The 23785-nt window shown below is 64.9% G+C and carries 19 protein-coding genes; 16 read left to right on the top strand and 3 right to left on the bottom strand.

Translation table 11 applies throughout. From position 1 onward, the window contains the following. The first annotated feature begins 19 nt into the window (after window positions 1–19). The 9 genes from queG to V7Q48_RS08370 all read left to right on the top strand — a co-directional run bounded on the left by queG (window position 20) and on the right by V7Q48_RS08370 (window position 11419). The gene (gene queG, locus V7Q48_RS08410) at window positions 20–1060 is read left to right on the top strand and encodes a tRNA epoxyqueuosine(34) reductase QueG (RefSeq protein WP_333837515.1); all 1041 of its coding nucleotides are present in this window, start codon (window positions 20–22) and stop codon (window positions 1058–1060) included. Between the two features lie 156 nt (window positions 1061–1216). Continuing rightward, entirely contained in the window at window positions 1217–3103 is a 1887-nt protein-coding gene (locus V7Q48_RS08405; protein ID WP_333837489.1) for a methyl-accepting chemotaxis protein, read from the top strand. 76 nt (window positions 3104–3179) lie between these two features. Continuing rightward, window positions 3180–4256, top strand: a complete 1077-nt coding sequence (gene aroC / locus V7Q48_RS08400) for a chorismate synthase (RefSeq protein WP_333837487.1) — start codon at window positions 3180–3182, stop codon at window positions 4254–4256. A gap of 65 nt (window positions 4257–4321) precedes the next feature. Beyond that, window positions 4322–4576, top strand: coding sequence for a hypothetical protein (locus V7Q48_RS08395; protein ID WP_333837485.1), 255 nt, complete (start codon window positions 4322–4324; stop codon window positions 4574–4576). Window positions 4577–4682: 106 nt separating this feature from the next. Continuing rightward, a complete protein-coding gene (gene pheS / locus V7Q48_RS08390) occupies window positions 4683–5783 on the top strand; it encodes a phenylalanine--tRNA ligase subunit alpha (protein ID WP_333837483.1) in 1101 nt (366 codons plus the stop codon). After that, window positions 5780–8170 carry a phenylalanine--tRNA ligase subunit beta gene (pheT, locus tag V7Q48_RS08385; protein WP_333837481.1) on the top strand — a complete coding sequence of 797 codons (2391 nt, stop codon included), beginning with the start codon at window positions 5780–5782 and terminating at the stop codon, window positions 8168–8170. The genes pheS and pheT overlap by 4 nt, the downstream gene beginning before the upstream one ends. Continuing rightward, on the top strand, window positions 8167–9450 hold the full coding sequence (locus V7Q48_RS08380; RefSeq protein ID WP_333837479.1) for an NRAMP family divalent metal transporter: 1284 nt from the start codon (window positions 8167–8169) through the stop codon (window positions 9448–9450). The genes pheT and V7Q48_RS08380 overlap by 4 nt, the downstream gene beginning before the upstream one ends. 13 nt (window positions 9451–9463) lie before the next feature. Then, window positions 9464–10222: a bifunctional hydroxymethylpyrimidine kinase/phosphomethylpyrimidine kinase gene (thiD, locus tag V7Q48_RS08375; RefSeq protein ID WP_333837478.1), complete on the top strand. Its 759-nt coding sequence runs from the start codon at window positions 9464–9466 to the stop codon at window positions 10220–10222. 93 nt (window positions 10223–10315) lie between these two features. Then, window positions 10316–11419 (top strand): DUF5694 domain-containing protein, encoded by a 1104-nt coding sequence (locus V7Q48_RS08370; RefSeq protein WP_333837477.1) that lies wholly within the window; start codon window positions 10316–10318, stop codon window positions 11417–11419. Window positions 11420–11600: 181 nt separating this feature from the next. On the opposite strand, the gene V7Q48_RS08365 is transcribed toward V7Q48_RS08370, so the two are convergent. The 3 genes from V7Q48_RS08365 to V7Q48_RS08355 form a co-directional block, all read right to left on the bottom strand. Further along, window positions 11601–11744, bottom strand: coding sequence for a hypothetical protein (locus V7Q48_RS08365; protein ID WP_333837476.1), 144 nt, complete (start codon window positions 11742–11744; stop codon window positions 11601–11603). Window positions 11745–11818: 74 nt separating this feature from the next. Continuing rightward, window positions 11819–13369 carry an argonaute/piwi family protein gene (locus V7Q48_RS08360; protein WP_333837475.1) on the bottom strand — a complete coding sequence of 517 codons (1551 nt, stop codon included), beginning with the start codon at window positions 13367–13369 and terminating at the stop codon, window positions 11819–11821. Further along, the gene (locus V7Q48_RS08355) at window positions 13366–15291 is read right to left on the bottom strand and encodes a TIR domain-containing protein (protein WP_333837473.1); all 1926 of its coding nucleotides are present in this window, start codon (window positions 15289–15291) and stop codon (window positions 13366–13368) included. Before V7Q48_RS08355 ends, V7Q48_RS08360 begins: the two co-directional genes overlap by 4 nt. A gap of 195 nt (window positions 15292–15486) precedes the next feature. On the opposite strand from V7Q48_RS08355, the gene V7Q48_RS08350 reads away from it, so the two are divergent. The 7 genes from V7Q48_RS08350 to V7Q48_RS08320 all read left to right on the top strand — a co-directional run bounded on the left by V7Q48_RS08350 (window position 15487) and on the right by V7Q48_RS08320 (window position 23758). After that, a complete protein-coding gene (locus V7Q48_RS08350) occupies window positions 15487–16605 on the top strand; it encodes an AlbA family DNA-binding domain-containing protein (RefSeq protein WP_333837472.1) in 1119 nt (372 codons plus the stop codon). Between the two features lie 20 nt (window positions 16606–16625). Next, the gene (locus V7Q48_RS08345; RefSeq protein WP_333837471.1) at window positions 16626–17324 is read left to right on the top strand and encodes a hypothetical protein; all 699 of its coding nucleotides are present in this window, start codon (window positions 16626–16628) and stop codon (window positions 17322–17324) included. A 42-nt stretch (window positions 17325–17366) separates the two neighbouring features. Further along, a complete protein-coding gene (locus V7Q48_RS08340) occupies window positions 17367–18407 on the top strand; it encodes a DUF3800 domain-containing protein (RefSeq protein WP_333837470.1) in 1041 nt (346 codons plus the stop codon). A gap of 205 nt (window positions 18408–18612) precedes the next feature. Next, complete coding sequence (locus V7Q48_RS08335) at window positions 18613–21588, top strand: TrlF family AAA-like ATPase (protein WP_442947109.1); 2976 nt, start codon at window positions 18613–18615, stop codon at window positions 21586–21588. A gap of 32 nt (window positions 21589–21620) precedes the next feature. Further along, complete coding sequence (locus V7Q48_RS08330) at window positions 21621–22574, top strand: hypothetical protein (RefSeq protein ID WP_333837466.1); 954 nt, start codon at window positions 21621–21623, stop codon at window positions 22572–22574. A gap of 52 nt (window positions 22575–22626) precedes the next feature. Then, window positions 22627–23376 carry a GNAT family N-acetyltransferase gene (locus V7Q48_RS08325; RefSeq protein WP_333837465.1) on the top strand — a complete coding sequence of 250 codons (750 nt, stop codon included), beginning with the start codon at window positions 22627–22629 and terminating at the stop codon, window positions 23374–23376. Between the two features lie 82 nt (window positions 23377–23458). Beyond that, the gene (locus V7Q48_RS08320) at window positions 23459–23758 is read left to right on the top strand and encodes a hypothetical protein (protein ID WP_333837464.1); all 300 of its coding nucleotides are present in this window, start codon (window positions 23459–23461) and stop codon (window positions 23756–23758) included. Window positions 23759–23785 lie beyond the last annotated feature (27 nt).

The raw sequence follows: 23785 nt of genomic DNA, 5'->3' as shown, positions 1-23785 counted from the left end.
TAAGATCGCCCCCCTCCCCATCGAACAGCGCATCCGCCAGCAGGCCACCGAACTGGGCTTTGCCGCCTGCGGCCTGGCCCCGGCGGCGGACGACCCATTGCGCGCCGCCCGCCTCCACGAATGGCTGGGCGAAGGGCGCCACGGTGCGATGGAATGGATGGAGGCGCGCGCTGGCCAGCGCCAGGGGCCGCAATCGCTCTGGCCTGAGGCGAGGAGCGTGATCGCGCTGGGCATGAGCTATGCCCCGGCGCACGATCCGCTGGCCCTGGCCGACGTGACCGACCGCGCGCGGATCTCGGTCTATGCCCAAGGGGCGGACTATCACGACATCGTGAAACGCGCGCTCAAGGCGCTGGCGCGCTGGCTGGTGGCCGAGGTGCCGGGCGCCGAAGTCAAGGTCTTCGTCGATACCGCGCCGGTCATGGAAAAGCCGCTCGGCCAGCTCGCCGGCCTTGGCTGGCAGGGCAAGCATACCAACCTCGTCAGCCGGCGGCATGGCTCGTGGCTGTTCCTCGGCGCGATCTATACGACTCTCGATCTTCAACCCGACACGCCCCACGCCGATCGCTGCGGCAGTTGCACCGCTTGCCAGGACGCCTGCCCCACCGGCGCCTTCCCCGCGCCGTACCAGCTCGATGCACGCGCCTGCATTTCCTACCTGACGATCGAGCACAAGGGACCGATCCCCGAGCAGTACCGGGCCGCGCTCGGCAACCGCATCTACGGCTGCGACGATTGCCTCGCGGTATGCCCGTGGAATTCGTTCGCCAAGGCGGCGGCCGACAATCGCGCCTTCCTGCCGCGCGCCGAACTGGTCGCGCCGCGCCTGGCCGAACTGCTGGCCTTGGATGACGCGACGTTCCGCAGCGTTTTCGCCGGATCGCCGATCAAGCGGATCGGTCGCGATCGCATGGTGCGCAACTGCCTCTACGCCGCGGGGAACAGCGGCGATGCCCGTCTGCTGCCCCGCGTCGAGGCGCTGTGCAGCGATCCAGATCCGGCGGTCGCCGATGCCGCACGCTGGGCACGGGCGCGCCTCGGCTCTGCCGATCAGGCCTAAGGCCTTCCCCTGATCGCCGGTTGAGCGGGAATTTTCCCTGACCGGCTAAGTCCGACCGGCCGTCGACGGCCCGCTCGTGCCCGGGCGCCCGCGACCCAGCCTTGCGGAGACCTCGTCATGTCCTCACCCCGGCCAACCTCGATTCGGCGCAGCATCATGATCTGCCTCGGCGCCATGGCCACGATCTGCGCGCTCCAGTTCGCCATGGCCACCGCCACGCAATTGCTGATGCGCGGCTCGGCCTTTGCGATCGCCAACGCCGCGGTCATGCAGCGCGGGCAGATGTACGGCGACATGAAGCACGATGCCTCCCAGAACGACCTGTTCCGTATGAAGGACGCGGTGGCACGGGGCGACCGCGCGGCGCTGGCACAGGCACGCAAGCAGTTCGACGAGGACCTCGCCGACATCGACGCCTCCTATGCCAAGGTCTTCGCGGTGCCGCCACTCGCCGGCGAGGAAAGCCTCTACGACGAGACCCGCCGGGCCGAACGCGCTTATGTCGCCGCGGCGCGTGCGGCGGCGGATGCCGTGGCCTCGGGACAGGATGCCACCACGACGATGCAGGCCTTCACGACGGCGTTCGACGGGTTTGCCGACGTGCAGGATCGCCTCGGCAAGCAGCTGCAGGCCGACATCGTCGCCGAAAGCGACCGGTCCACGCTGCTGATGAATGCCGGGCTTGCGGCTAGCGGCCTGCTCATCGTGCTGAGCGCCGTCACGCTGATCTGGGCCACCCGGCATGTTCGCAAGGCCGTGACCGCGCCGCTCGAGCGGGTGATCGAAACCCTGCAGGCGATGGCGGCGGGCGACTATTCGCTGGCGGTCACCGGCAACCCCAACGGGCACGAGGTGGAGCGGATCGAGGCGGCGGCGGCGGTCTTCCGCCAGACCGCACTGTCCAAGCGAAGCGCCGACGCGGCGCAGGAGCAGGTGGTCGGCGCGTTGGCCAAGGCGCTGGACAAGATGTCGGGGCAGGACCTCGAATACCGCATCGAGGATGCCTTCGCCCCCGATTTCGAATCGCTGCGCGCCAGCTTCAACCACACGCAGATGACCCTGGCCGAGGCGATCGGGTCGGTGCGCATCGGCGCCCATTCGTTGTCGCGCACGATCGCCGAGATCGCGGGCGCGGCCGACGATCTTTCTCAGCGCAACCTGCGCCAGGCGGCCGCGCTGGAGGAAACCTCGGCCGCGGTGCGCCAGATCAACGAGGGCATCCGCGAGACCGCCGACCGCGCCGCCGAGGTCACCCGGCACGTGACCGAAACTCACCGCCATGCCGGCGAGGGTGGCGCCGTCGTCACCCGCGCGGTCGATGCCATGGCCTCGATCGAGGGGTCGTCGGGCGAGATCGGCCAGATCATCGGCGTGATCGACGCGATCGCCTTCCAGACCAACCTCCTCGCGCTCAACGCCGGGGTCGAGGCCGCACGCGCCGGCGATGCGGGCAAGGGCTTTGCCGTGGTCGCCAACGAAGTGCGCGCGCTGGCCCAGCGCAGCGCCGATGCGGCGCGCGACATCAAGGCCCTGATCTCCACCTCGAGCGCGCAAGTGGCCGATGGCGTGACGCTGGTGCGCCAGACCGGCGACCTGCTGGGCGAGATTCTCCAGCAGGTCGGCACGATCAACACCATGATCGGCGACATCTCCCGCACGGTGGAGACACAATCGCAGACCGTCGGCCAGATCAACGAGGCGGTTGCCGCCATGGACCAGGATACCCAGCGCAACGCCGCGATGGTCGAGCAGACCTCGGCCGCCACGCGTGCGCTTGCGGCGGAGTCGGACCGTCTCAGCGAACTCGTACGCGGTTTCCGCACTCGCGATCCCGCGACCCGCCCCGCCGCGCAGGCCGCAGTCCCGGTACAGACGCGGCGCGAGTCGCTGGTCGAGGACGCCGGCGTCGCCGCCGCCTTCGCCGTCACGCCGATGCCGCCCGCTGCGCCCCCTGCTCCGACTATGCTGGCGCAGCCCAGGCCGCCGGCGCCTACGCACCGCCCGGCACGCGTGGTCGGCGGGGAGGACTGGGACGAGTTCTGAACCGGCCCCAACGCACCCGTCCGGCCCGCCCGCAGGTGTGGACATTTTCCGCGCCTTGCGACAGAGCACCGGACCCATGAGCATCAACTCCTTCGGTCACCTGTTCCGCTTCACCACCTGGGGCGAAAGCCATGGGCCGGCGCTCGGCGCCGTGGTGGACGGGTGCCCGCCGGGGCTGGCGATCGATGAGGGGATGATCCAGCCCTTCCTCGACGCGCGCCGCCCCGGGCAGTCGCGCTTCACCACGCAGCGGCAGGAGCCTGACCAGGTCCGCATCCTTTCGGGCGTGTTCGAGGGCCGCACCACCGGCACGCCGATCAGCCTGATGATCGAGAACGTCGACCAGCGCTCCAAGGACTACTCCGAGGTCGCCAAGGCCTATCGCCCCGGCCATGCCGACTATGCCTATGACGCCAAGTACGGCTTTCGCGACTATCGCGGCGGCGGGCGTTCCTCGGCGCGCGAAACTGCGGCGCGCGTGGCCGCTGGCGGAGTGGCGCGACTGGTGATCCCCGAGGTCACGATCACCGCCTGGGTCAGCGCGATCGGCGGCGATGCCATCGACATGGCCAACTTCGACGCCGCCGAGATCGGCAACAACCCGTTCTTCTGCCCCGACGCCAAGGCCGCCGCCCGCTGGGAAGCGCTGGTCGACGGCGCGCGCAAGGCCGGCTCGTCGCTCGGCGCCGTGGTCGAATGCGCGGCCACCGGCGTGCCCGCCGGCTGGGGGGCGCCGCTCTATGCCAAGCTCGACGCCGAGCTGGCCCATGCCATGATGGGCATCAACGCGGTCAAGGGCGTGGAAATCGGTGACGGGTTTGCGGCCGCCGCCAACACCGGCGAGGGCAACGCCGATCCGATGCGCCCCGGCGCGGACGGTAGCCAAGGCCCTGCGTTCCTCGCCAATCACGCCGGCGGCATCGCGGGCGGGATCTCGACTGGCCAGCCGGTGACGGTGCGCGTCGCGTTCAAGCCGACATCCTCGATCCTCACGCCGATGCCGACCGTCACGCGCGAGGGCGAGGCCGCCGACCTGTTCACCAAGGGCCGCCATGACCCTTGCGTCGGCATCCGCGGCGTTCCGGTGGTCGAGGCGATGATGGCGCTCGTCCTGGCCGACCAGAAGTTGCTCCACCGCGGCCAGTGCGGTTGACCGCGCGAAACCCCAACGCCTTCCCGTGCGTTACTGACACAGTCGTAAACCACAGGAAGACCGTCATGATTTCCCGTTTCGCCAAAATCGCCATCGGCGCGATCACCGCCACGCTGCTCGTCCCCACCGTCGCCGAGGCCCGTCCGGGCGACTGGCGCCACGACGACCGTCACCGCATGGAGCGCCGCTGGGACCGCGACCACGACCGTCGCCACGACCGCCGCTGGGAACATGGACGTGGCTGGGAACGCCGCGGCTGGCACGGCAACCGTTGCCGCATCGTGTGGCGCCATCACCAGCGCGTGCGCGTCTGCCGCTAAGGCCGGCGCCCACCCCGGCGTCGGCTAGACACTGACGCCGATTCTGCGTGCCTGCCCGCTTGCCGAGGCTTCCTTTTGAGGTCGCAACGCGCTAGCGGCAGGCGCGATGGAACAGCTCAATCACCAGCAGGCCGAGACGCTCGGCGCCATTGCCGCCGCAACCACGCCCGAGGCCGTGGAGGCGATCCGCGTCGCTGCACTCGGCAAGCAGGGCTGGGTCTCGGCCCTGCTCAAGACCATGGGGCAGATGAGTCCCGAGGAACGCCAGGCCCGCGGTCCGCAGATCCACGCCGCGCGCGAGGCGATCACCACGGCTCTTGCCGATCGCAAGGCGGCGCTCGAGTCCGCCGCGCTTGATGCGCGCCTCGCGGCCGAGGCGATCGACCTGTCGCTGCCCGCGCCGGACGCCCCGCGCGGATCGGTCCACCCGGTCAGCCAGGTGATGGACGAACTCGCCGAGATCTTCGCCGACATGGGCTTTGCCGTCGCCAGCGGGCCGGAGATCGAGGACGACTGGCACAACTTCACCGCGCTCAACATGCCGGAAACGCATCCGGCGCGCGCGATGCACGACACGTTCTACTTCCCCGACAAGGACGGCGAAGGGCGCGACATGCTGCTGCGCACCCACACCTCGCCGGTGCAGATCCGCGCGATGCTGAAAGACGGGGCACCCTTGCGCATCATCGCGCCGGGCCGCGTCTATCGCTCCGACAGCGATGCCACGCACACGCCGATGTTCCACCAGATCGAAGGCCTGGTGATCGACAAGGGCATCCACCTCGGCCACCTCAAGTGGACGCTGGAGACCTTCCTCAAGGCCTTCTTCGAGCGTGACGACATCGTCCTGCGCCTGCGCCCCAGCTATTTCCCCTTCACCGAACCTTCGGTCGAGGTCGACGTCGGCTATACGCTGGTCAACGGCAAGCGGGTGGTCGGCGGCAGCGGCGATGCCGCGGGCGGCGGCTGGATGGAAGTGCTGGGCTCCGGCATGGTCAACCGCAAGGTGATCGAATTCGGCGGGCTCGACCCCGACGAGTGGCAGGGCTTCGCCTTCGGCACCGGCGTCGACCGCCTCGCCATGCTCAAGTACGGCCTCGACGACCTGCGCGCCTTCTTTGACGGCGATGCCCGCTGGCTTGGCCACTATGGTTTCGGGGCGCTCGACGTGCCCACCCTTTCGGCAGGCGTGGGAGTGCGGCCGTGAAGTTTTCCCTGTCCTGGCTCAAGGCCCTGCTCGACACCCAGGCGAGCGCCACCGAGATCGCCGAGAAGCTCACCGCCCTCGGCCTCGAGATCGAAAGCGTGACCGATACCTCGGCCGCGCTGGGATCTTTCCGCGTCGCCCGCGTGCTGACCGCGGAAAAGCACCCGCAGGCGGACAAGCTGCAGGTGCTCTCGGTCGACCTTGGTGACGGCCAGCCGCTGCAGGTCGTCTGCGGCGCGCCCAATGCGCGCGCCGGTCTCGTCGGCGTGCTCGGCCTGCCCGGCGCGGTTGTGCCGGCCAACGGCATGGAACTGCGCAAGAGCGCGATCCGCGGCGTCGAATCCAACGGCATGATGTGCTCGACCCGCGAGCTCGGCCTCGGCGAGGAACACGACGGCATCATCGAATTGCCCGCCGATGCGCCGCTCGGCCAGTCGTTCGGCGATTACCTCGGCTCGGACCCGGTGTTCGACGTGGCGATCACCCCCAACCGCCCCGACTGCATGGGCGTCCACGGCATTGCCCGCGACCTTGCCGCCGCCGGCATCGGCACGCTGCGCCCGATCGACGTGGCGCCGGTCACGGGCGAAGGCCCCTGCCCGGTCGAAATCCGCATCGAGGACGAGGCGGGCTGCCCCGCGTTTCATGGCCGTGTCATCCGCGGCGTGACCAACGGCCCTTCGCCGCAGTGGCTGCAGGACCGGCTCAAGGCCGCCGGCCAGCGCCCGATCTCGGCGCTGGTGGACATCACCAATTACGTCATGCTCGGCTACGGCCGCCCGGCCCACGCCTATGACCTCGCCAAGCTCACTGGCGCAGTCACCGCCCGCCTGGCGCGCGAGGGCGAGACCGTCGTCGCGCTCAACGGCAAGGAATACGCGCTCCAGCCGTTCATGACCGTGATCGCCGACGAAGCCGGCGTGCACGACATCGGCGGCATCATGGGCGGCGAACACTCGGGCTGCTCGGAGGCGACCACCGACGTCCTGCTCGAGGTCGCCTATTTCGATCCCGCCCACATCGCCCGCACCGGGCAGGCACTGGCCCTCGCCAGCGACGCGCGCGGCCGCTTCGAGCGCGGTGTGGACCCGGCGTTTCTCGACACCGGCATGGACCTGCTGACTCAGCTGATCCTTGAGATCTGCGGCGGCACCGCCAGCGAAGTCGTGCGCGTCGGCGCCGCCCCGCTCGACCGCAAGACGATCCCCTACGATCCGACGCTGGCCGGCCAGCTCGGCGGCGTCGCCGTCGCGCAGAGCGAGCAGAAGCGCATCCTGTCCGCCCTCGGCTTTGCCGTGGACGAGGACTGGGGCGTCACCGTGCCGACCTGGCGCCCCGACGTGGCCGGCCCTGCCGACCTCGTCGAGGAAGTGATCCGCGTCCACGGCCTCGATGCCGTGCCTTCGACCCCGCTGCCGCGCGCCGATGGTGTCGCGCGTCCGACCGCGACCCCGGTGCAATTGCTCGAGCGGCGCCTGCGCCGCGCCGCCGCCGCGCGCGGCAATCACGAGGCGGTGACCTGGTCGTTCCTGCCCGAGGCGCAGGCCGCGCACTTTGCCGACGGGCAGTTCGTGTGGACGCTGGCCAATCCGATCTCGGAAGACCTCAAGGCCATGCGCCCCTCGCTGCTGCCGGGCTTGCTCGCCGCCGCGCGTCGCAATCTCGATCGCGGCGCCAGCAGCGTCCGCCTGTTCGAGATCGGCCGCCGCTATCTGCGCGCCGACAGCGGCGCCAGCGACGAGCGCCTCAGCCTCGCGGTCGTGCTCGCCGGTGAGCGCGTGGCGCGCGGCTGGGCCAGCGGCAAGGCGCAGGCCTTCACCGCCTACGACGCCAAGGCCGAAGCGCTTGCCCTGCTTGGCGAGGCCGGTGCGCCGGTCGACAACCTGCAGGTCATGGGCGAGGCTGGCGCGCAGTTCCATCCCGGCCAGTCCGCCACGCTGCGCCTCGGCCCCAAGCAGGTCTTGGCACGTTTCGGCATGATCCACCCGGCCACCGCCAAGGCGTTCGGCCTCGAGGGTCCGGTCGCGGTGATCGAGCTGTTCCTCGATCGCATTCCGGCGAAGAAGGCCGCCAGCGGCTTTGCCCGCCCGCACTTCGCGCCGCCTGCGCTCCAGGCCGTGACACGCGACTTCGCGTTCCTCGTCGACGCCGCGCTGCCCGCGGGCGACCTGCTGCGCTCGGTCAAGGGCGCAGATAAGGCCAACATCGTCGCCGCGCGCGTGTTCGACGATTTCCGCGGCGCCGGGGTGCCCGAGGGACGCAAGAGCCTCGCGATCGAAGTGACGCTGCAACCTGCGGACAAGAGCTACGACGAGGCGGCGCTCAAGGCGATCGCCGACCGCATCGTCGCCGCCGCCGCCAAACAGGGTGGCTCCTTGCGGGCATGATCGAGGCGCCGGGCACACCAGCCGGCGGCGAGGCGGCATCGGGCCGCTCGCCGCTGGCCGTGCTCGGCCCCGGCCTCGTCACCGGCGCGGCCGATGACGATCCCAGCGGGATCGGCACATATAGCCAGGTCGGTGCGCAATTCGGCGTATCGCTGTCTTGGGCCATGGTCTTCGCCCTGCCGCTGCTCGCCGCGATCCAGGCGATCTGCGCCCGCATCGGCGCCACCACCGGACGCGGCATCGCGCAGAACCTGCGCCGTCATTATCCGCCCTGGCTGCTGCGCGGCACGGTCGTCCTGCTGCTGGTGGCGAATATCATCAACATCGGTGCGGACCTCGGCGCCATGGCCGCGGCGCTGCACCTGCTGCTGCCGGGGCCGGTGCTGCTCTACACCGTCGGCTTCGCGGCGCTGAGCGTGATGGCCGAAGTCTTCGTGCCCTATGCGCGCTATGCCGGCGTGCTCAAGTGGATCACGCTGTCGCTGTTCGCCTATATCGCGGTGCTGGCGGTCACGCCGGTAGACTGGGGCGCGGTCGTGCGTGGCATGGTCGTGCCCGCGTTCCGTATCGACCACGACCATGCGATGGGCCTCGTCGCGCTGCTCGGCACCACGATCAGCCCCTACCTGTTCTTCTGGCAGGCCGGGCAGGAAGTGGAGGAGCAGCGCCGCCGCCACATCCGCCCGCTCTACGTTGCCCCGCGCCGCGCCGGGGCGGAACTGCACCGCATCCGCACCGATACGCTGGTCGGCATGGGCTTTTCCAACCTCACCGCGCAAAGCATCGTCATCGCCACCGCCGTGACCCTGCACGCGCACGGGCTGTTCGACATCACCTCGGCTGACCAAGCCGCACAGGCCCTGCGCCCCTTCGCGGGTGACTTGGCCTTCGCCTTCTTTGCCCTCGGCATCATCGGCACCGGCCTGCTCGCGGTGCCGGTCCTGGCCGGTTCGGCTGCCTATGCGCTCAGCGAGGCGCTGCGCTGGCGCGAGGGGCTGGACCAGCGCCCGGTCGATGCGCGTGCGTTCTACATCGCGATCGCGCTGGCGACCTTCGCCGGGCTGGGCATGAACGTCCTCGCCATCAACCCGATGCGCGCGCTTTACTGGACCGCGGTGATCAACGGACTGCTGGCACCGCCGCTGATGGTGGTGACCATGCTGATCGCGCAAAATCCGCGCGTCATGGGCCACCTCGTGATCGGGCGGCCGCTCGCCGTGCTGGGCTGGCTGGCGACGGCGGCGATGACCGCGGTCGGCCTGCTGTTCCTCCTGGCATGAAGGGCCTGCCGCGATGACCGCCCCGCCCCGCATCCTCTCGATCGCCGGCTCGGATTCGGGTGGCGGCGCTGGCATCCAGGCCGACATAAAGACCATCACCACGCTCGGCGGCCATGCCATGACCGCGATCTGCGCGATCACTGCGCAGAATACCCTGGGCGTCACCGCCGTCGCCGCGATCGACCCGGCGCTCGTCGCTGCGCAGATCGACGCCTGCGCCAGCGACATCGGCATCGATGCAGTCAAGATCGGCATGCTGGGATCCCCCGCCATCGCCGCCGTCGTGGCCCACCGGCTGGAGGCATTGGGCGTGCCGGTGGTGTTCGACCCGGTGATGATCGCCACCAGCGGCGCCGCGCTGGCCGATGCCGCCACCATCGCCGCTTTCGAGCGGCTGATGCGCCTCGCCACGCTGACGACGCCCAATGTCCCCGAACTGGCCGCGCTCGGCGGTGACGCTGCCATGGCGGCGCGCGGAGTGGCCTATCTTGCCAAGGGCGGCGATGCCGATGGCCCGGTCGTCGAGGATCGCCTCGTCGTGCCCGGCCAAGCCCCGCAGGTCTGGCGATCGCCCCGCATCGTCACGCGCCACAGCCACGGCACCGGTTGCACGCTGTCGAGCGCCATCGCCACGGGGCTGGGCCGGGGCGAACCGCTCGACCACGCGATCGACCAGGCTCGCGCCTTCGTGCGTGCCGCGTTGGAGGCTGCCCCCGGTTTCGGTGCCGGCCATGGCCCCATGGGCCATCATGCGGTGCGCCAGCACGGATAACGCCGCCGGCGTCTGCCCCAAGTTCGCCTGCGCATCCGGTCGGGTTCGTGCTAGGCCTCCAGGCGTCCACCGTTGCCATGGGGGGTGCAACCGATGACCGTTCCCGTTTTCCTGCTTGCCGTCGCCGCCGCACTCACGGTGCCCGCCACCCCGCCGCGCGAGGTCAATCCCCCCACTCCCGCCGCGCGCGCGGTTTGGCTCGCCGACCGGGCCGTGCAAGAGCCGCGCAGCGAAGTCATGGTGCTGGGCACGCCACACCTCGCGATCCTGCCACCCACCTTCGATCGCGCGCGGCTGGAGCCTTTGCTGGCGAGGCTCCAGACCTGGCGCCCGAAGATGATCATGGTCGAAGGCGTGGGCGGCGCACAGTGCGACTATCTGCGCGCGTTTGCCGCGATCTATCCCGGCGTCGCGGAAGATTACTGCCCCGATCCCGGCGCCGCGCGTGCCGCGCTCAAGATCGACCAGGCCAGCGCCGAGGCGGAAATCGCCCGGTTGCTGCAGGACGAGCAGGCCGACCGCCCCGCCGCCCAGCGCCGCCGCCTCGCCGCGCTGTTCCTCGCGGCCGGCGACCCGGCCTCGGCGCGCGTGCAATGGCTGCGCCTGTCACCGGCCGACCGCGTGGCCGGCGATGGGCTGACCGACGACCTGCTCCGCTCGATCGCCGCCATCGACAAGCGCCCCAACGAAAACCGCGACCTTGCCGCGACGCTCGCCGCCCGCCTTGGCCTCGAGCGGGTATGGCCGGTGGACGACCACACCGGCGACCGCGCTGCGGGCCCCGAAAGCCCCGAAATGGCGGCCGCGATCACCCGGCTGTGGGACAACCCCATGACCCGCGCTCGCAAGGCCGTGGTCGACACGACCGAGGCGCAGCTGAATGCCGGGGCGGTGCTGTCGGTCTATCGCGACGCCAACAGCCCCGCCGCCGCCCGCTTCGCCGTCAGTTCGGATTTCGCCGCGACCGGCGCCGACGCCTCGCCGCAGCGCTATGGCCGGCGCTACCTTGCGTACTGGGAAACGCGCAACCTGCGCATGGTCGCCAACATCCGCGAGGCCATGGGGCCGACCCCCGGAACACGCGTCCTCGCCTTGGTCGGATCGTCGCACAAGCCCTATTACGAGCGCTATCTCGGCGTACTGAGCGAGGTCAGGCTGGTCGACACCGACACGGTGCTGGCCGACAGGACGAACTGACACCCGCCTGATCGCGTGTTCAGGACAAGAGGTAGGTAGCGATCAGGAAATTGGAGGCCCGAGCCGGAATCGAAAAACCCTCATAACTTATTGTAGTTAGGTTGATTTTTCTAAGATGGCTCGACTCTGTGCCAACCGATGTACCAACAAAATCTCAAGATGCAGCAATCTCAGTCGCGGTTCACGTCTTTGCATCAATGTTTGATACCAGGAAATCGGAGCCATCGCTATCGACCGAGCGTTCGCGCGCCCAGAAGAAACGACAAGACCGCGCTTCACCGATCGGGCCGCTCTGCACGATTCTCAGCCAGGCTAGCTGGTCCATCGAACCACGAAATTTCCTTGGCCCCGGCGACAAAGCGATGCGGCAGTCCCAAGAACGCCGACGCTGCAGCTGGATCACACATAGAATTTGAAGGGCTGCTTCTCCTCACCCTTCGCTGAGCCCATAGTGAGAACATCACCGACCATTCGCGCGAAGCGCACCGTGACGGGCAGCCCATCATTGAAGTTGCAGCTGTTATAATTGATCTTGGTAAGGCCCATGATGTCCTCGAGAACCGCGCGGAGTTCAGGTCGCTGATACTTGCTGCGCATGACGGTGATGTGCAGCGGGTTCGGCGTTTCCGGTCCGATATAGGTGTCGAGTTGGGGCACATATCCGGTGGTCCAGAGATAGGCGACGCGGTCATCGAGAAGCAGGGCCGTGCCGCGGAGGACTGGATAGTCGCCATCGCGGAACAGCTTGGTTTCGCCGCCGGTGGTCCGGATGCGAACGCCGATGACGTTCGTCCCCTTTGGCGCGGCCTCGCAGAAGGCCTGCCATTCCTCATCATTGAAATAAGTCTGGCCGTGGATGAAGAGTTCGTTGGGCGGCTCGCCGTGAATCTCCTCGTAGGTCGTCACAACCATCTTCAGCAGCTTCTTAGCTGCGTCCTTCTTCAGGTGGAAATCATGATCGCCCGTCTTCCACGGGCCGTTGGCGCCGCGGAAGACGACGCCGTCGCCTTCGTTGAGGAACATTTGCGCGGCGCAGCAGGCATGACCGTCGGGGTCGTCAGGAAGGCTTTTGTAGACCATGCCGATATAGCAAACGCCTGGACGGACCGCCCCCAACCGCCAGGGTGGCTTTGGCTGCGTCTTGTAATAGAGCCCGGTCGCAAGGTTCCATACGAGGGTCGCGGCGTCCTGCGTTTTGCGGATCGGGTAGCCGGCCCTATTAAGGAATGCGTGCGGCGCGAGGGTTGTTTCGCGCACGAGCTGGGTGGGGGCGATCGATAGAAACTCAGCCTTGATGCGCCGATGGAAGTCAGGAACGTCGTTGAAGATGTCCTCGTTGCTCTGGTCGATGACGCCGGCGAGCAGCGGCAGGCTCGCCTTGGCCTTCTGCCGCCGGCCAAAGTCTCCCGGCTCCATTGAGAGTCCGGTCCGCTTCGAGCCAGGGCGGCACCGTTCGTAGACGATCTCGGGCAGCACCAGCACCCAGACATCAACCGACTGCTCCTCATTCCTGAGATGTTTGCGAACGCGCTCAATGTAGAGGCGCGCGACCTTGTCGACCGCCTCGTTGAGGTTCTCAATGCGCGTCGCGCGATCGATATCGGCGAGTTGCAGTGACAAGGTACTGATTTCGTCGGGATCGAACGTGATGCCGAACGTCTCTTCCAGGCCGGGAAAGTTGGCGAGATGCAAACGATCCTTCTTCTCACCCTTTCCGGGCGGCGGTACAGCGACGGTCCGCATGATGCCGCGCGCCCAGTTCCTGAAATGACCGATACCGTCGGACGTACCGATGACACCGACACGAATCTCGCGTGTCTTCTTCCCCCTGGCATGAGGTCCGTAAAGGAATAGGCCATCTTTGGGATGCGGGCTGCGCTCGCCGTGAGCGAATTCGAGAGCGGGCTCGTGAAGATGGTCGACGATGAGCGATGGTTCAGGGAACTTCACGGTTCGAGCTCCTCCTCATCATCGCTCGTCGGCCGACCAAGTGTGCTCAAATCGGTTTCTTCTTCGTCGGCGTCGGCGACGTTCGGAAGCTTCGTGCTCACGGGCGAAGTGAACAGGATCGGGGCGGCATCGACCACCAGGTCATGCTCGGCAGACAGCCGGAGCCTGATGTAGGCGCTGTCGCCGGAAAGCATTTCCAGAAAGGCCTGCATGCGGCCGTGCCACTGCTTGTTGCGCCAGCCCTTGCAGATCGATCTCCTTAGTTTATGCATTTTCTTCGCATCGTCGATCGCAAGACCATCCGGCGTGCCGTTATCGGCGGAAAACAACACTCTTGCCTTCAGCTTAAGATGCCAGAATGGCCATGTCGCCGGGAGCGCGGTCACGCCGAATTGCCAGATGTGACCCTTGGCGACATTGCGCAGCATCGACGAGCGTCGGTCGCCCTGCTTGCCCCAAGGAATGCGAGTGCCAGTAGGCGCCAATGCGGGAGACGCGTGGAAACCCACGCTGTTCGAATAAGAGTATTCGATAAGTCCTCGGACTTTGCAGAACTGGAACCACGCCTCCTTGATCATCACCATGAGGACGTTCGAAGCCACTTGTCGCTCGATCCCAAGCTTGGGAATTCCATCTTCGAGGAACTTGAGCAGCGGGATGCTGCGCTTCACGCGAAAGCGCCCGAGCTCTTCGAACGCCTCGTCGATCTCCGCCTGGCCTGCGAAGCTGAGGAAGCCGCGGCCCTGAATCGCCGTGGGGAAAGGATAGCGCATCAATGCTCGCTTCAGCCGGTCGGGATCGAACGCGCCGTTGGCTTCATAATAGTGAATGGTGTCAGGCGCCTCGGCGATCCGAAGCCAATTGGACGTGAGTCGCTCGGGCTGGTCGATGAGCGGAATGGCGCCCCTTCGGCGGAACAGTTCCCAATTGGGATTGATACTCGCCACTTCGGCGTGGCGGAAGACCTTCTGTCGGCGCAGCGCATCGAGCAGCAAGATAAGACCCTCGCCCCAGCCACGAACGAAGTCGATGGGGACAGTGTCGCCTATCCCCTTGACCTTCCGCCCGGCCTCCAGCCGCAGGGGAAGAATGAAGCGCTTGTCACCACGCCGCTGTGCGACATCGAGCGCGATGTCGATGTCATCCTGTACCGATGGATCGTCTAGAGTGGAATTGCGGCTGACGAGCAGAACCTTGACGGCGCGATGTTCGAGCGCCTGATTGATCTCCCGGCGCCAGCGATCACCAGGCTCGAGGGTGAGAACGTCGGCAAATACCCGATAACCTTCGGCCTCCAGTTTCGGAGCGAGCCACAGGGCGAACTCGTCATCGATCGGCGAGGATTTGAGTATGAAAATGGTATCCTGCACGGGTGGCGACACAGCCGCAGCATCGTTTGCTCCTGGCAGCATGGTCGCTAGCACCGGCGGGATCGGCGCGGGCTTTGGGAGCGCATCGGCAACCGCGCCAGTGATCAGTGTCTTTAGAACTGCGCTGCTCTGCTGCCAGAGCTTGGGATGCGCCGTCTCGACGTCGGGGAATTTGCGCAGTAGCGCGATCAGGTCCTGTGGCCCGAAGATATCGCCAGAGCTCTTGAGCGCCGGGCCGATCGCGGCGGCAATCTGGGTCTTGTTGGCGGGCGTAAGCGCAGCCGACGTGGCGAGAACATAGCGCTCCGGATTCAGAGCATCGATAGCGCTCCGCTCCTGCTTCATCTTCGTTCGCAGCTTCGCGTAACCCGACCGATAATAATGCTTCGCCTGCAGGATGACATCTCCATCCGCTGCAGCGTGCCGCCCGTCCATTCCATCGTCGGGTCCGTCTGGAAAGGCTTCGAAACGGACTCCGAGTTCGCGACCGAGCAAATCCCGGGTCAGATCTTCAAATTCGGAGGGGGAGAGAGACGAAAAATCATGGGTCATGTTCTCTAATTGTCCCCGAGCATCTCTGCATGGTCAAGCAGAACATACCTGGACCATTCTCGGCAGTCGTGAGCTTCACTTGCTCAATTTCGGACAGAAAACGTCACGCTGAGGCATCATCCCAAAGCTTGCAGCCTTCACTAACCGCGGTGGCATTGCCGCAGACGCAACAGCGCCGGGATGCTACACGGCCTCATGATCGAACAGCCTCTGGACCAAATCACGCTCGACCACATCGAAGCATTGGTGACTTTTCAGCGAAGCGAAAGTCGAACGCTGGACTTCAAGGAAGCGTTTCCGGCCGGTGACCATAAGGGTGTCCGCGATTTTCTGGCCGATGTGACGGCGTTCGCCAACACTGACGGCGGCGACATCGTCGTCGGGGTGCGCGAGGACAAGAATGGCACGGCCGCTGAAGTTATCGGGATCGCCCGCGATGGGCTCGATCAGGAACTGAGGCGTATCGACGACCAACTGCGGGCGCTCGTCGATCCCCGCGTGCCTCAATTCACGGTGCGGGAACTGGGGCGGCCCGACGGGAGGGTAGTCCTCGTTATGCGTGTCGGCGCGAGCCTGATCGCTCCGCACCGGGTCGCCCACGACAAGAGCAGTCGCTTCTACAGGCGCGCGAACCGGAGCAACTTCGAAATGAGCACCGCAGAGATCCGGCAGGCTTTCGCCGCCTCTCAGGATTTTCCCAAGCGTGTCCGCGAACTCCATCACAAGGCGGTCGAGGCGATTACCGGCAAGGACATGCCGACACGGCTTCTCGACCGGCCGGCGCTGATCTTGACTGTCGCCCCGCTGTCCGTGCTTCGTGAGGCGCGTGACATCGCGGTTTCACGCGATTACGCCGTCTTGCCGCCGGATCCGATGGGCGGCATCCACTATCGCGTCGGCCTCGACGGTTTGATCGTCCTGGTCGATGTCGATGAGAAACAGGGTGCGCGTGCCTGGTCCGTCAATCACCGCCTCGGCTATGTTGATCTCGCCTGGACAATCGGCCGCGAGGCGGATGGAAAAAAGACCGTCTATCCCAAGACCGTCGTCGATCACCTCCCAGGCGCGGCGCGGAGCACGATTGCGCGCCTTCGGCACTACGGAATCGAGGGGCCGTGGATCGCGATGGCCACTCTCAAGGGGATCAAGGACTATCGGATGATCCTTGGCGATGGCTACCCGGTCGGTCCCGCCTGGCAGGACTCGGCCTATCTTGGGGAAGTCGTCGATGATGTAATGGCGGAAGATGCGCTTCTGCCGCTCATCAACGGGTTCTGGCGTCTGTTCGGGGTGGATCATCCACCGAAGCTTTAACTCCCAGCCGGAGATCAGGATTGGACGCGCTCATATTCCTCAAAAGCCGCACGGCCTTCATCCGCTTCTTCTACGAGACGAGTGCCGAAGGCTTTGTCGACGTAAAGCGTCGGATCGACAACGCACTCCCGCCCTTCGACAATCCTCCCTATAGTGAGGACGGCGAGCCTGCATATCTTGTCGAATGGCTCGACGCGGACACCGGCCTCGAAGTTCTCGGCCTTGCCTGCATCTCGATGCTGTCGGACGCGCTGAAGCTCTATTTCAACACATTGGCGGACCGGGTGATCCGCTTCTCGTTTGAGAACAAGAAAGCGGCCTTTCGGGGTGGCTTCGTCCCCGCCTATTTCGAGGCTTTGGGCGAGATTCTCGATACGGACTGGAGCGACTGCCCTGCTGACCGGGCATTGATCGAACAGATCGTCCTTGCGCGCAATCGCGGCCAGCATGGGGAAGATCTGACATCGTTCACGGTTACCCACGACAAGGCGACACTGGACAAGCACCCCAGACCCTTCTTCATCAGCGATACAGAGATGTCGGCGGCTACGACCGAGGCGGGCTCGCTGGCATCGCTTCTGATGCCCACGATCAAGATCAGCGCAGCGGGGCTCGAAAAGGCCATTGGCGAAGTCGACTTGCTGGCGGAATGGATCGATGCCCGGCTCGACCGGGCCTATGAATGGCGCAAACGCCAACACAACAGACCATCGTCCTGACGCTGGTACTGGCGAAAGACGCTGCAAACACGAAACGAGCCAATGCACATCTTCATCGACGAATCGGGAAATTTCAGCGGCACCGGGCAGGAAGACTCCGCAGTTTCGGTGATCGGCGCGTTGGCTATCGAAAGCGCGCGGCTACCCAAGCTATTCGCCAAATATGAAAGGCTGCGATCGGGCTTCCCCAAGAACAAAGCAGGCGAAGTCAAAGGCAGCAAGCTAAACGAACAACAAGTTGCCGCCGTCGTCGAACTTCTGCGACGCAACGGCGCCATCTTCTGCGCCGCGATGATTGACATGGCCGATCACCAGAAGGCGGACATCGCCGCGCACCGCGAGAAGCGGATCGAGAGCATGGGCGCGGGACTTACCGATGAACATCAACCCGAACTGCGCGCGGCCGTCGCGGATCTGCAAGCGCGCATGGCGGGGTTCTCGGACCCGCTCTATGTGCAGATGGTCCTCACCATCGACATGCTGCGCGACGTTCTGGAAGAAACAGTCAACTACCATGCCCAGCGCAATGCGAAGGAATTGGGGGCATTCCATTGGATCGTTGACGGCAAACAGCCCAACGGGGTGACGAACTGGGAAGACTGGTGGTCGAAAACCATCGTCATCTGGCTGCAAGCCATGGCGCTCGAAAAACCCGGCGCAATTATGGCTGACGGGGATTACAGCCACTTTGAGCGCTATCGCTTCGACGAATTGCCCGCCTATCTGGCAGAAGAAGTCCGCAAGCGTGGAATTCGAACCACCGGGGGTATCGACCTTGGCAGGTTGTTCACCGAGAACTTCCGCTTCTCAAGCGAGATCGAGCCTGGCCTTGAGCTGGTCGACATCGTGACGAACGCGCTACGCCGCGCCCTTGTCGGAAATCTGGGCGAAGCCGGCTGGCTTCCATTGCGCTCCTTGATGATCCATCGCGCAGATCTCTATGTTCAGCCGCGCAGCCTGCTCATCGCAGATAAGAAGCTGACCCGAACCTACAAGCGAACGCTCAATCATTTTCGCGAAGGCGGCAGACTCATGATTGCGCCGCGATTCAGATCGACGAAACGACCTGCCTCTTCAGTATAGTTTGCCACCTTATCCGGATCTCTGAATAACACTCGATCCTCATGGCCCATGTAATGCGGCGCCCAAGCATGTCGCCAGCCTGAGTGGCTTCCCTCGTTCGCGATGCTGTGGAAGTCGTTTCATTCTTTGTGCGAGTTCAATTCCAACTGGTCACATCATCGTCTATGCAGACGCATAGCCGGGGAAAGTTCGAAGCGGAGAGGTAATGATTGCTAGGGGGTCGGAGTGGCGTCGGTGGGAGCCACATATTCATGCGCCAGGAACCGTCCTCAACAACCAGTTTGGTGGGGTCGATCCGTGGGGAGACTATATCGCGGCGCTTGAGGCGCGCTCGCCCGTCATTAAAGCCATCGCTGCGACGGATTACTATGTGACCGATACCTACGAGCAGATCCTTGCCTACAAGGCCGCCAATCGTCTCCCGAACGTCGATTTGATCTTCCCCAACATCGAGATTCGGCTCGATGTTGCCGCCAAATCCGGTTTCGTGAATGTCCACCTTCTCGTCAGCCCGGAGGATCCGGATCATCTTGCCGCGGTGAAGCGCATTCTCACCAGGCTGCAATTCCATGCGTTCGACGATGATTTCGATTGTAGTCGGGCTGATCTGATCCGGCTCGGTCGCCGCGCAAATCCTGCCCTTGTCGACGATCGCGCAGCGCTCGCCCATGGCGCGACCCAGTTCAAGGTCAATTTCACCCAGCTACGCAAGGTTCTGGGCGACAATGACTGGGCGAAGCACAACATTCTCGTTGCAGTGGCGGGCGGGAGTAATGATGGGACATCCGGGCTGCGGCAGGCCGCCGACGCCACTGTGCGTCAAGAAATTGAGAAGTTTGCCCATATCATCTTCTCGAGCAGCCCCAAGGATCGCGCTTTCTGGCTAGGCCAGGGTGTGCTGCCCGTCGACCAGCTCAGAGAGGGTTACGCTGGCTGCAAGCCGTGCCTGCACGGCAGCGACGCCCACGACCACCAAGCCGTGGGCCAGCCGACGCACGATCGTTTCACCTGGATCAAGGGTGCGGTGACCTTCGATGCGCTACGGCAAGCCTGCATCGATCCTGAAGGTCGCGCCTATGTCGGCGCCGAACCGCCGCGTACGGCAATGCCCTCCCAGGTGATCGCGCAGGTTGAGATAACGGACGGAAGCTGGGCTTCGACCCCCGTCGTGCCGCTCAATCCTGGACTGGTGGCAATTATCGGCGCGCGCGGCTCGGGCAAGACCGCGCTTGCCGACATGATCGCGGCAGGGTGCGACGCGATCACACCGGCAGCCTGGAGGGCGGACGAGAATAGCAGCCCTTCCTTCCTCGTCCGTGCGCGTTCCCTCATCGGAAACGCCCGGGCCACCCTGACCTGGGGCGGCGGTACGCAAACCAGTCGCTTCCTCGACGGGCGCGACGCCAACGACCCTCTCGCCTTTCCGCGAGCCCGCTATCTCTCGCAGCAGTTCGTCGAGGAGCTTTGTTCCTCGAAAGGCGCTTCCGAGGGGCTGATCCGAGAGATTGAGCGCGTCATCTTCGAGGCGCACCCCTATGATCAGCGCGATGGCGCGGTGAACTTCGCGCAGCTTCGCGAACGACGCACCATTCGCTTCCAACAGGCTCGCCAGCGCGAAGCCGAGGCGATCGCCGATATTTCAGATCGCATTGCCGAGGAATTCGAGAAAGAGGCACTTGTCGCGGTGTTGGCGGGCCAGGTCGCTCAGAAACGCATACTGATTGCCGGCTACACCGCCGACCTTGCCAAGCTCGTCGTCAAGGGCACCGAAGCACAAGCGGCGCGGCACGGACAACTGAATCAGGCGGCGCAGGCGATCAACGCAAAGGCGCAGGCCTATGCCAATCAGCGCCGCACTTTTCTCGCGTTGCAGGACGAGGTGGCCAGCATGCGGGCCACCAAGGCTCCCGAGTTGTTGCGGCAGGCACAGGCACGCCATCCGGCCAGTGGTCTTGACGGCAAGCAGTGGGAGGATTTCCTGCTGATCTACAAGGGCGATGTCGATAACGCTCTGTCCGGCTATGTCCGCTGGGCCGACCAGCAGATCGCCGCACTGAACGGCGTGCCACCGCCACCCGCAGATCCGAACACTCCACTGATCGGTGAAGGTGTAGATTTGAGCAGCCTGCCGCTGGCATTGGTCAAGGCGGAGATGGGGCGCCTCGAACAACTCATCAGCGCGGATCAGATCGTCCGCAACCAGTATACTGCCCTGTCGGCCCGCATTGGACAGGAGAATAGCGAACTTCAGGGGATCGAAGCCCGTTTGACAGACGCGCAGGGCGCGGCAGATCGCCGAAAGGTGCTGCAAGGCGAGCGCGATGCCGCATATGGCCGCGTCTTCCAGGCCGTAATCAGCGAACAAACCGCGCTTGCAGGGTTGTACGCGCCGCTCATGGCCAAACTAGCGGGCTCTTCCGGCACGCTGCGCAAACTCAGCTTTTCGGTCACCCGTATTGTCGATGCCGCCGGTTGGGGCAATGTCGCGGAGGATCACCTGATCGACTGCCGCAAAGCTGGCCCGTTTTATGGGCGCGGCTCTTTGATCAAGGTGGCGGAGACGGTCCTGAAGCCGGTTTGGCAACAAGGCAGCGCAGCCGATGTGCAAGCTGCCATGTCCGGCTTCATTGCCACTTATACGCGCGACATCTTCGTCCATGCGCCTTATGCGCCGACACAACAGGCCGATTTCCGCGCCTGGTCGAAGCAGTTTGCGCAATGGCTGTTCGGCACGGACCACATCGCGGTGCGCTACGAAATCGCCTATGACGGCGTCGATATTCGCAAGCTGTCGCCGGGCACTCGCGGGATCGTCCTGCTGCTGCTCTATCTCGCCCTCGACGATGGTGACGATCGGCCCCTCATCATTGATCAGCCCGAAGAGAATCTCGACCCGAAATCCGTGTTCGACGAACTGGTGTCCCTGTTCATCGCGGCCAAAGCCAAGCGACAGGTCATCATGGTGACCCACAACGCCAACCTCGTCATCAACACGGATGCGGACCAGATCATCATCGCTGAGTGTGGCGCTCACCAGAGCGGCGGCCTGCCGCCGATCACCTATACCGCCGGCGGACTCGAGGATGAGCCAATCCGCAAAGCGGTCTGCGATATTCTCGAAGGCGGTGAGGAGGCGTTCCGTGAACGCGCGCGCCGTATGCGGGTGCGTCTTAAACGATAGGAACAGCCTGAAGGGGTGCTGCGGTGTATTTCATGGGTCTTTCCAAGGCGGACAAGAAGAAGCTGGAATCGGAGGTCATCTCCAACGAAGCGAGGCTCAAATTGACTCGGCTGGTGCGCAAACGCTGCGCCAGCAACGACAACAATGTCAGCCTCATCAACCGCAATCACTTCATCAATGTCGGACGGACGGTTCTCGATCTCCCGATCTACCGCCTCGAGCCCGACGACATGGGGATGTATATGAACGAGGAGTTCGGCTGGCACATTGCCGAAACCGAGCTCATCATGCGACGGCCCGACACCGTGCAACTGGTCGAGATTCTCGCGGACATGCTCCAGCAGGGGATGCTCGACACGCGATCGGTCAACCGTATCCTCGCCGACGACAACAGTTCGGTCCGGTTCAAGACCGAAGGCTTCGACGAGGACATCGAGGTAGCCATCCTCTCCGAGACGGAACTGGAGGAAGAGAATGTCGATCCCGATCACCCCAATATCCGTGTGCTGACGCAGCGGATGGATCAGGCGTTCGAGGCCAAGGACTATGCCGGCGTCCTGCACGCCAGCGCCAACATCTTCGAAACGCTCGCGAAGCTAGTCTTCAACAATCCGAACGTCGAGAACCAGACCCTGGCCAGCCTGTTCGACGGTTACCGCAATCGCTCGGAATTGCCCGTCCCCCTCCTGGACTACATTCTGGCGACCTATAAACGTCGTAACGTCGAGCCGCTGGCAGGTCACGGCGCCACGAACCCGCCCACCGTCACTGCTAAAGACGCCACGATACTGATCGAAATGACCAGGATGTGCGTGCGCCTTGAACGCCGCCTGGCACTGCAGGAACTCGATGCCGTCCCAACGACACGCCCAGGTGGCAACGTCGGCGAAAGTATCGGGACTACTCCAGCAACTCCGGCCAAGAATCCGGCGAAGGCGAAATCCAGCACGGCAAAGACCAAACCGAAGCCCAAAAAGAAACGTTGATTCCCCGAGATGTCAGCGGGCTGCCGGACCGCCCATGCAAAGGAAGACAGATTTGGAAATCGAAAAGGCAACAGCATCGGACCTGGCGACGGTCCTCGGTTGGCTTGAGCAGGAATATGCCGAGGATGGCGATGGTTTCTGGTGCAATCGCGCAATCATTGAGCGCTCACTCGAACTGGATGACCTCTGGGTGGTTCGTAAGGACGGGGAAGCCGTCGCGTTCCAGGTCGGAAACTATGCCGCGGACATCGTCAGCGTCCGCAAGGACTGGCGACGCAAGGGCCTCGGCGACGCGCTGTTCGCCGCGTCGCTTGAACGCGCCAGGGTCGACGGCGTCAACGTCCTCTCGATCGAATGTTCGCCGCGCAGTTCCTGGACGTTCTGGCAGCGGCACGGCTTCGTGCGCTTCGGCGACATGTGCGAGTTTGGGAAAATAACTGCCCGGCGGGTGCTTTCGCGCACCTTCGACATTCCCCCGGAGCTGCCGTCTGCGAAGGTCGTGATCAGCTTTTATCCCGAGCGCGCCACCTATAGTCGCCAGGAGACAACACCGATCGCGGCCCACCATGTTCGGGGCGGCCGCTTGGACGACGGCACCATCATGCTCGAACGCCGGGTCGTCGGCCTGTGCGACGATGAGCCGGAAGGGCGTGACTTGGCGGTTAAGATCGAAGTTGATGGTGAGCTTCGTTGCTTCTCCAAAGCAAAATATGAGGACGCCGAAGAATCTGGCGTCGTCCGCGACTGGAAAGGCGGCGCTTTCTATATCGACGCAGTGGAACCACGTGACACGCGGGCCTGATTGGCGAGTCGGTCCAGCACCGTCCGGGTTGCGCGGGCGACACGATGTTCTATAAAGGTTCTCATGGTGACAGGGGGTTTTATTGGCTGAAATCGTTCTCAATGAGCAAGCCATCGCCGATGGTGAGCCCTATTTCACGGTCTATGTCGATCGGCCCAGGGGCGCGGGCCAGTCCATCGTCGCCGAACTGGAGATGGATCTGACGGGGCCGGTGACACCCGAGATCGCCGCTCCGCGCAAGCTCAGTGGCTTCGAATTCCCGGCGCTCGAGCTCATGCACAAGGCAAAGTTGCGCGCGGCCGAGGCAGGCGTCCAGAAAATCCTGCTCGTCGATCCCCTCGGATTGTTGTCGCTGGCGCGGATCAACCGATACGATCGCTGATAAGGCATGGGCATGGCCATGAAGCTG

Origin of the sequence: Novosphingobium sp. (genome assembly GCF_036803765.1) — a bacterium.
In the GTDB taxonomy this organism is placed as follows: domain Bacteria; phylum Pseudomonadota; class Alphaproteobacteria; order Sphingomonadales; family Sphingomonadaceae; genus Novosphingobium.
The sequence above is the reverse complement of the archived record's forward strand: the minus strand, read 5'-3'. Positions and strand labels throughout refer to the sequence as shown.

Bases quoted from the DNA above. Each gene is read 5' to 3' on its own strand.
- V7Q48_RS08355 (WP_333837473.1), bottom strand. From the start codon at position 15,291: ATGACCCATGATTTTTCGTCTCTCTCCCCCTCCGAATTTGAAGATCTG.
- V7Q48_RS08380 (WP_333837479.1), top strand. From the start codon at position 8,167: ATGATCGAGGCGCCGGGCACACCAGCCGGCGGCGAGGCGGCATCGGGC.
- V7Q48_RS08340 (WP_333837470.1), top strand. From the start codon at position 17,367: ATGCACATCTTCATCGACGAATCGGGAAATTTCAGCGGCACCGGGCAG.
- V7Q48_RS08365 (WP_333837476.1), bottom strand. From the start codon at position 11,744: ATGGACCAGCTAGCCTGGCTGAGAATCGTGCAGAGCGGCCCGATCGGT.
- V7Q48_RS08405 (WP_333837489.1), top strand. From the start codon at position 1,217: ATGATCTGCCTCGGCGCCATGGCCACGATCTGCGCGCTCCAGTTCGCC.
- V7Q48_RS08330 (WP_333837466.1), top strand. From the start codon at position 21,621: ATGGGTCTTTCCAAGGCGGACAAGAAGAAGCTGGAATCGGAGGTCATC.
- V7Q48_RS08370 (WP_333837477.1), top strand. From the start codon at position 10,316: ATGACCGTTCCCGTTTTCCTGCTTGCCGTCGCCGCCGCACTCACGGTG.
- V7Q48_RS08350 (WP_333837472.1), top strand. From the start codon at position 15,487: ATGATCGAACAGCCTCTGGACCAAATCACGCTCGACCACATCGAAGCA.
- thiD (WP_333837478.1), top strand. From the start codon at position 9,464: ATGACCGCCCCGCCCCGCATCCTCTCGATCGCCGGCTCGGATTCGGGT.
- V7Q48_RS08395 (WP_333837485.1), top strand. From the start codon at position 4,322: ATGATTTCCCGTTTCGCCAAAATCGCCATCGGCGCGATCACCGCCACG.
- aroC (WP_333837487.1), top strand. From the start codon at position 3,180: ATGAGCATCAACTCCTTCGGTCACCTGTTCCGCTTCACCACCTGGGGC.
- V7Q48_RS08335 (WP_442947109.1), top strand. From the start codon at position 18,613: ATGATTGCTAGGGGGTCGGAGTGGCGTCGGTGGGAGCCACATATTCAT.
- pheS (WP_333837483.1), top strand. From the start codon at position 4,683: ATGGAACAGCTCAATCACCAGCAGGCCGAGACGCTCGGCGCCATTGCC.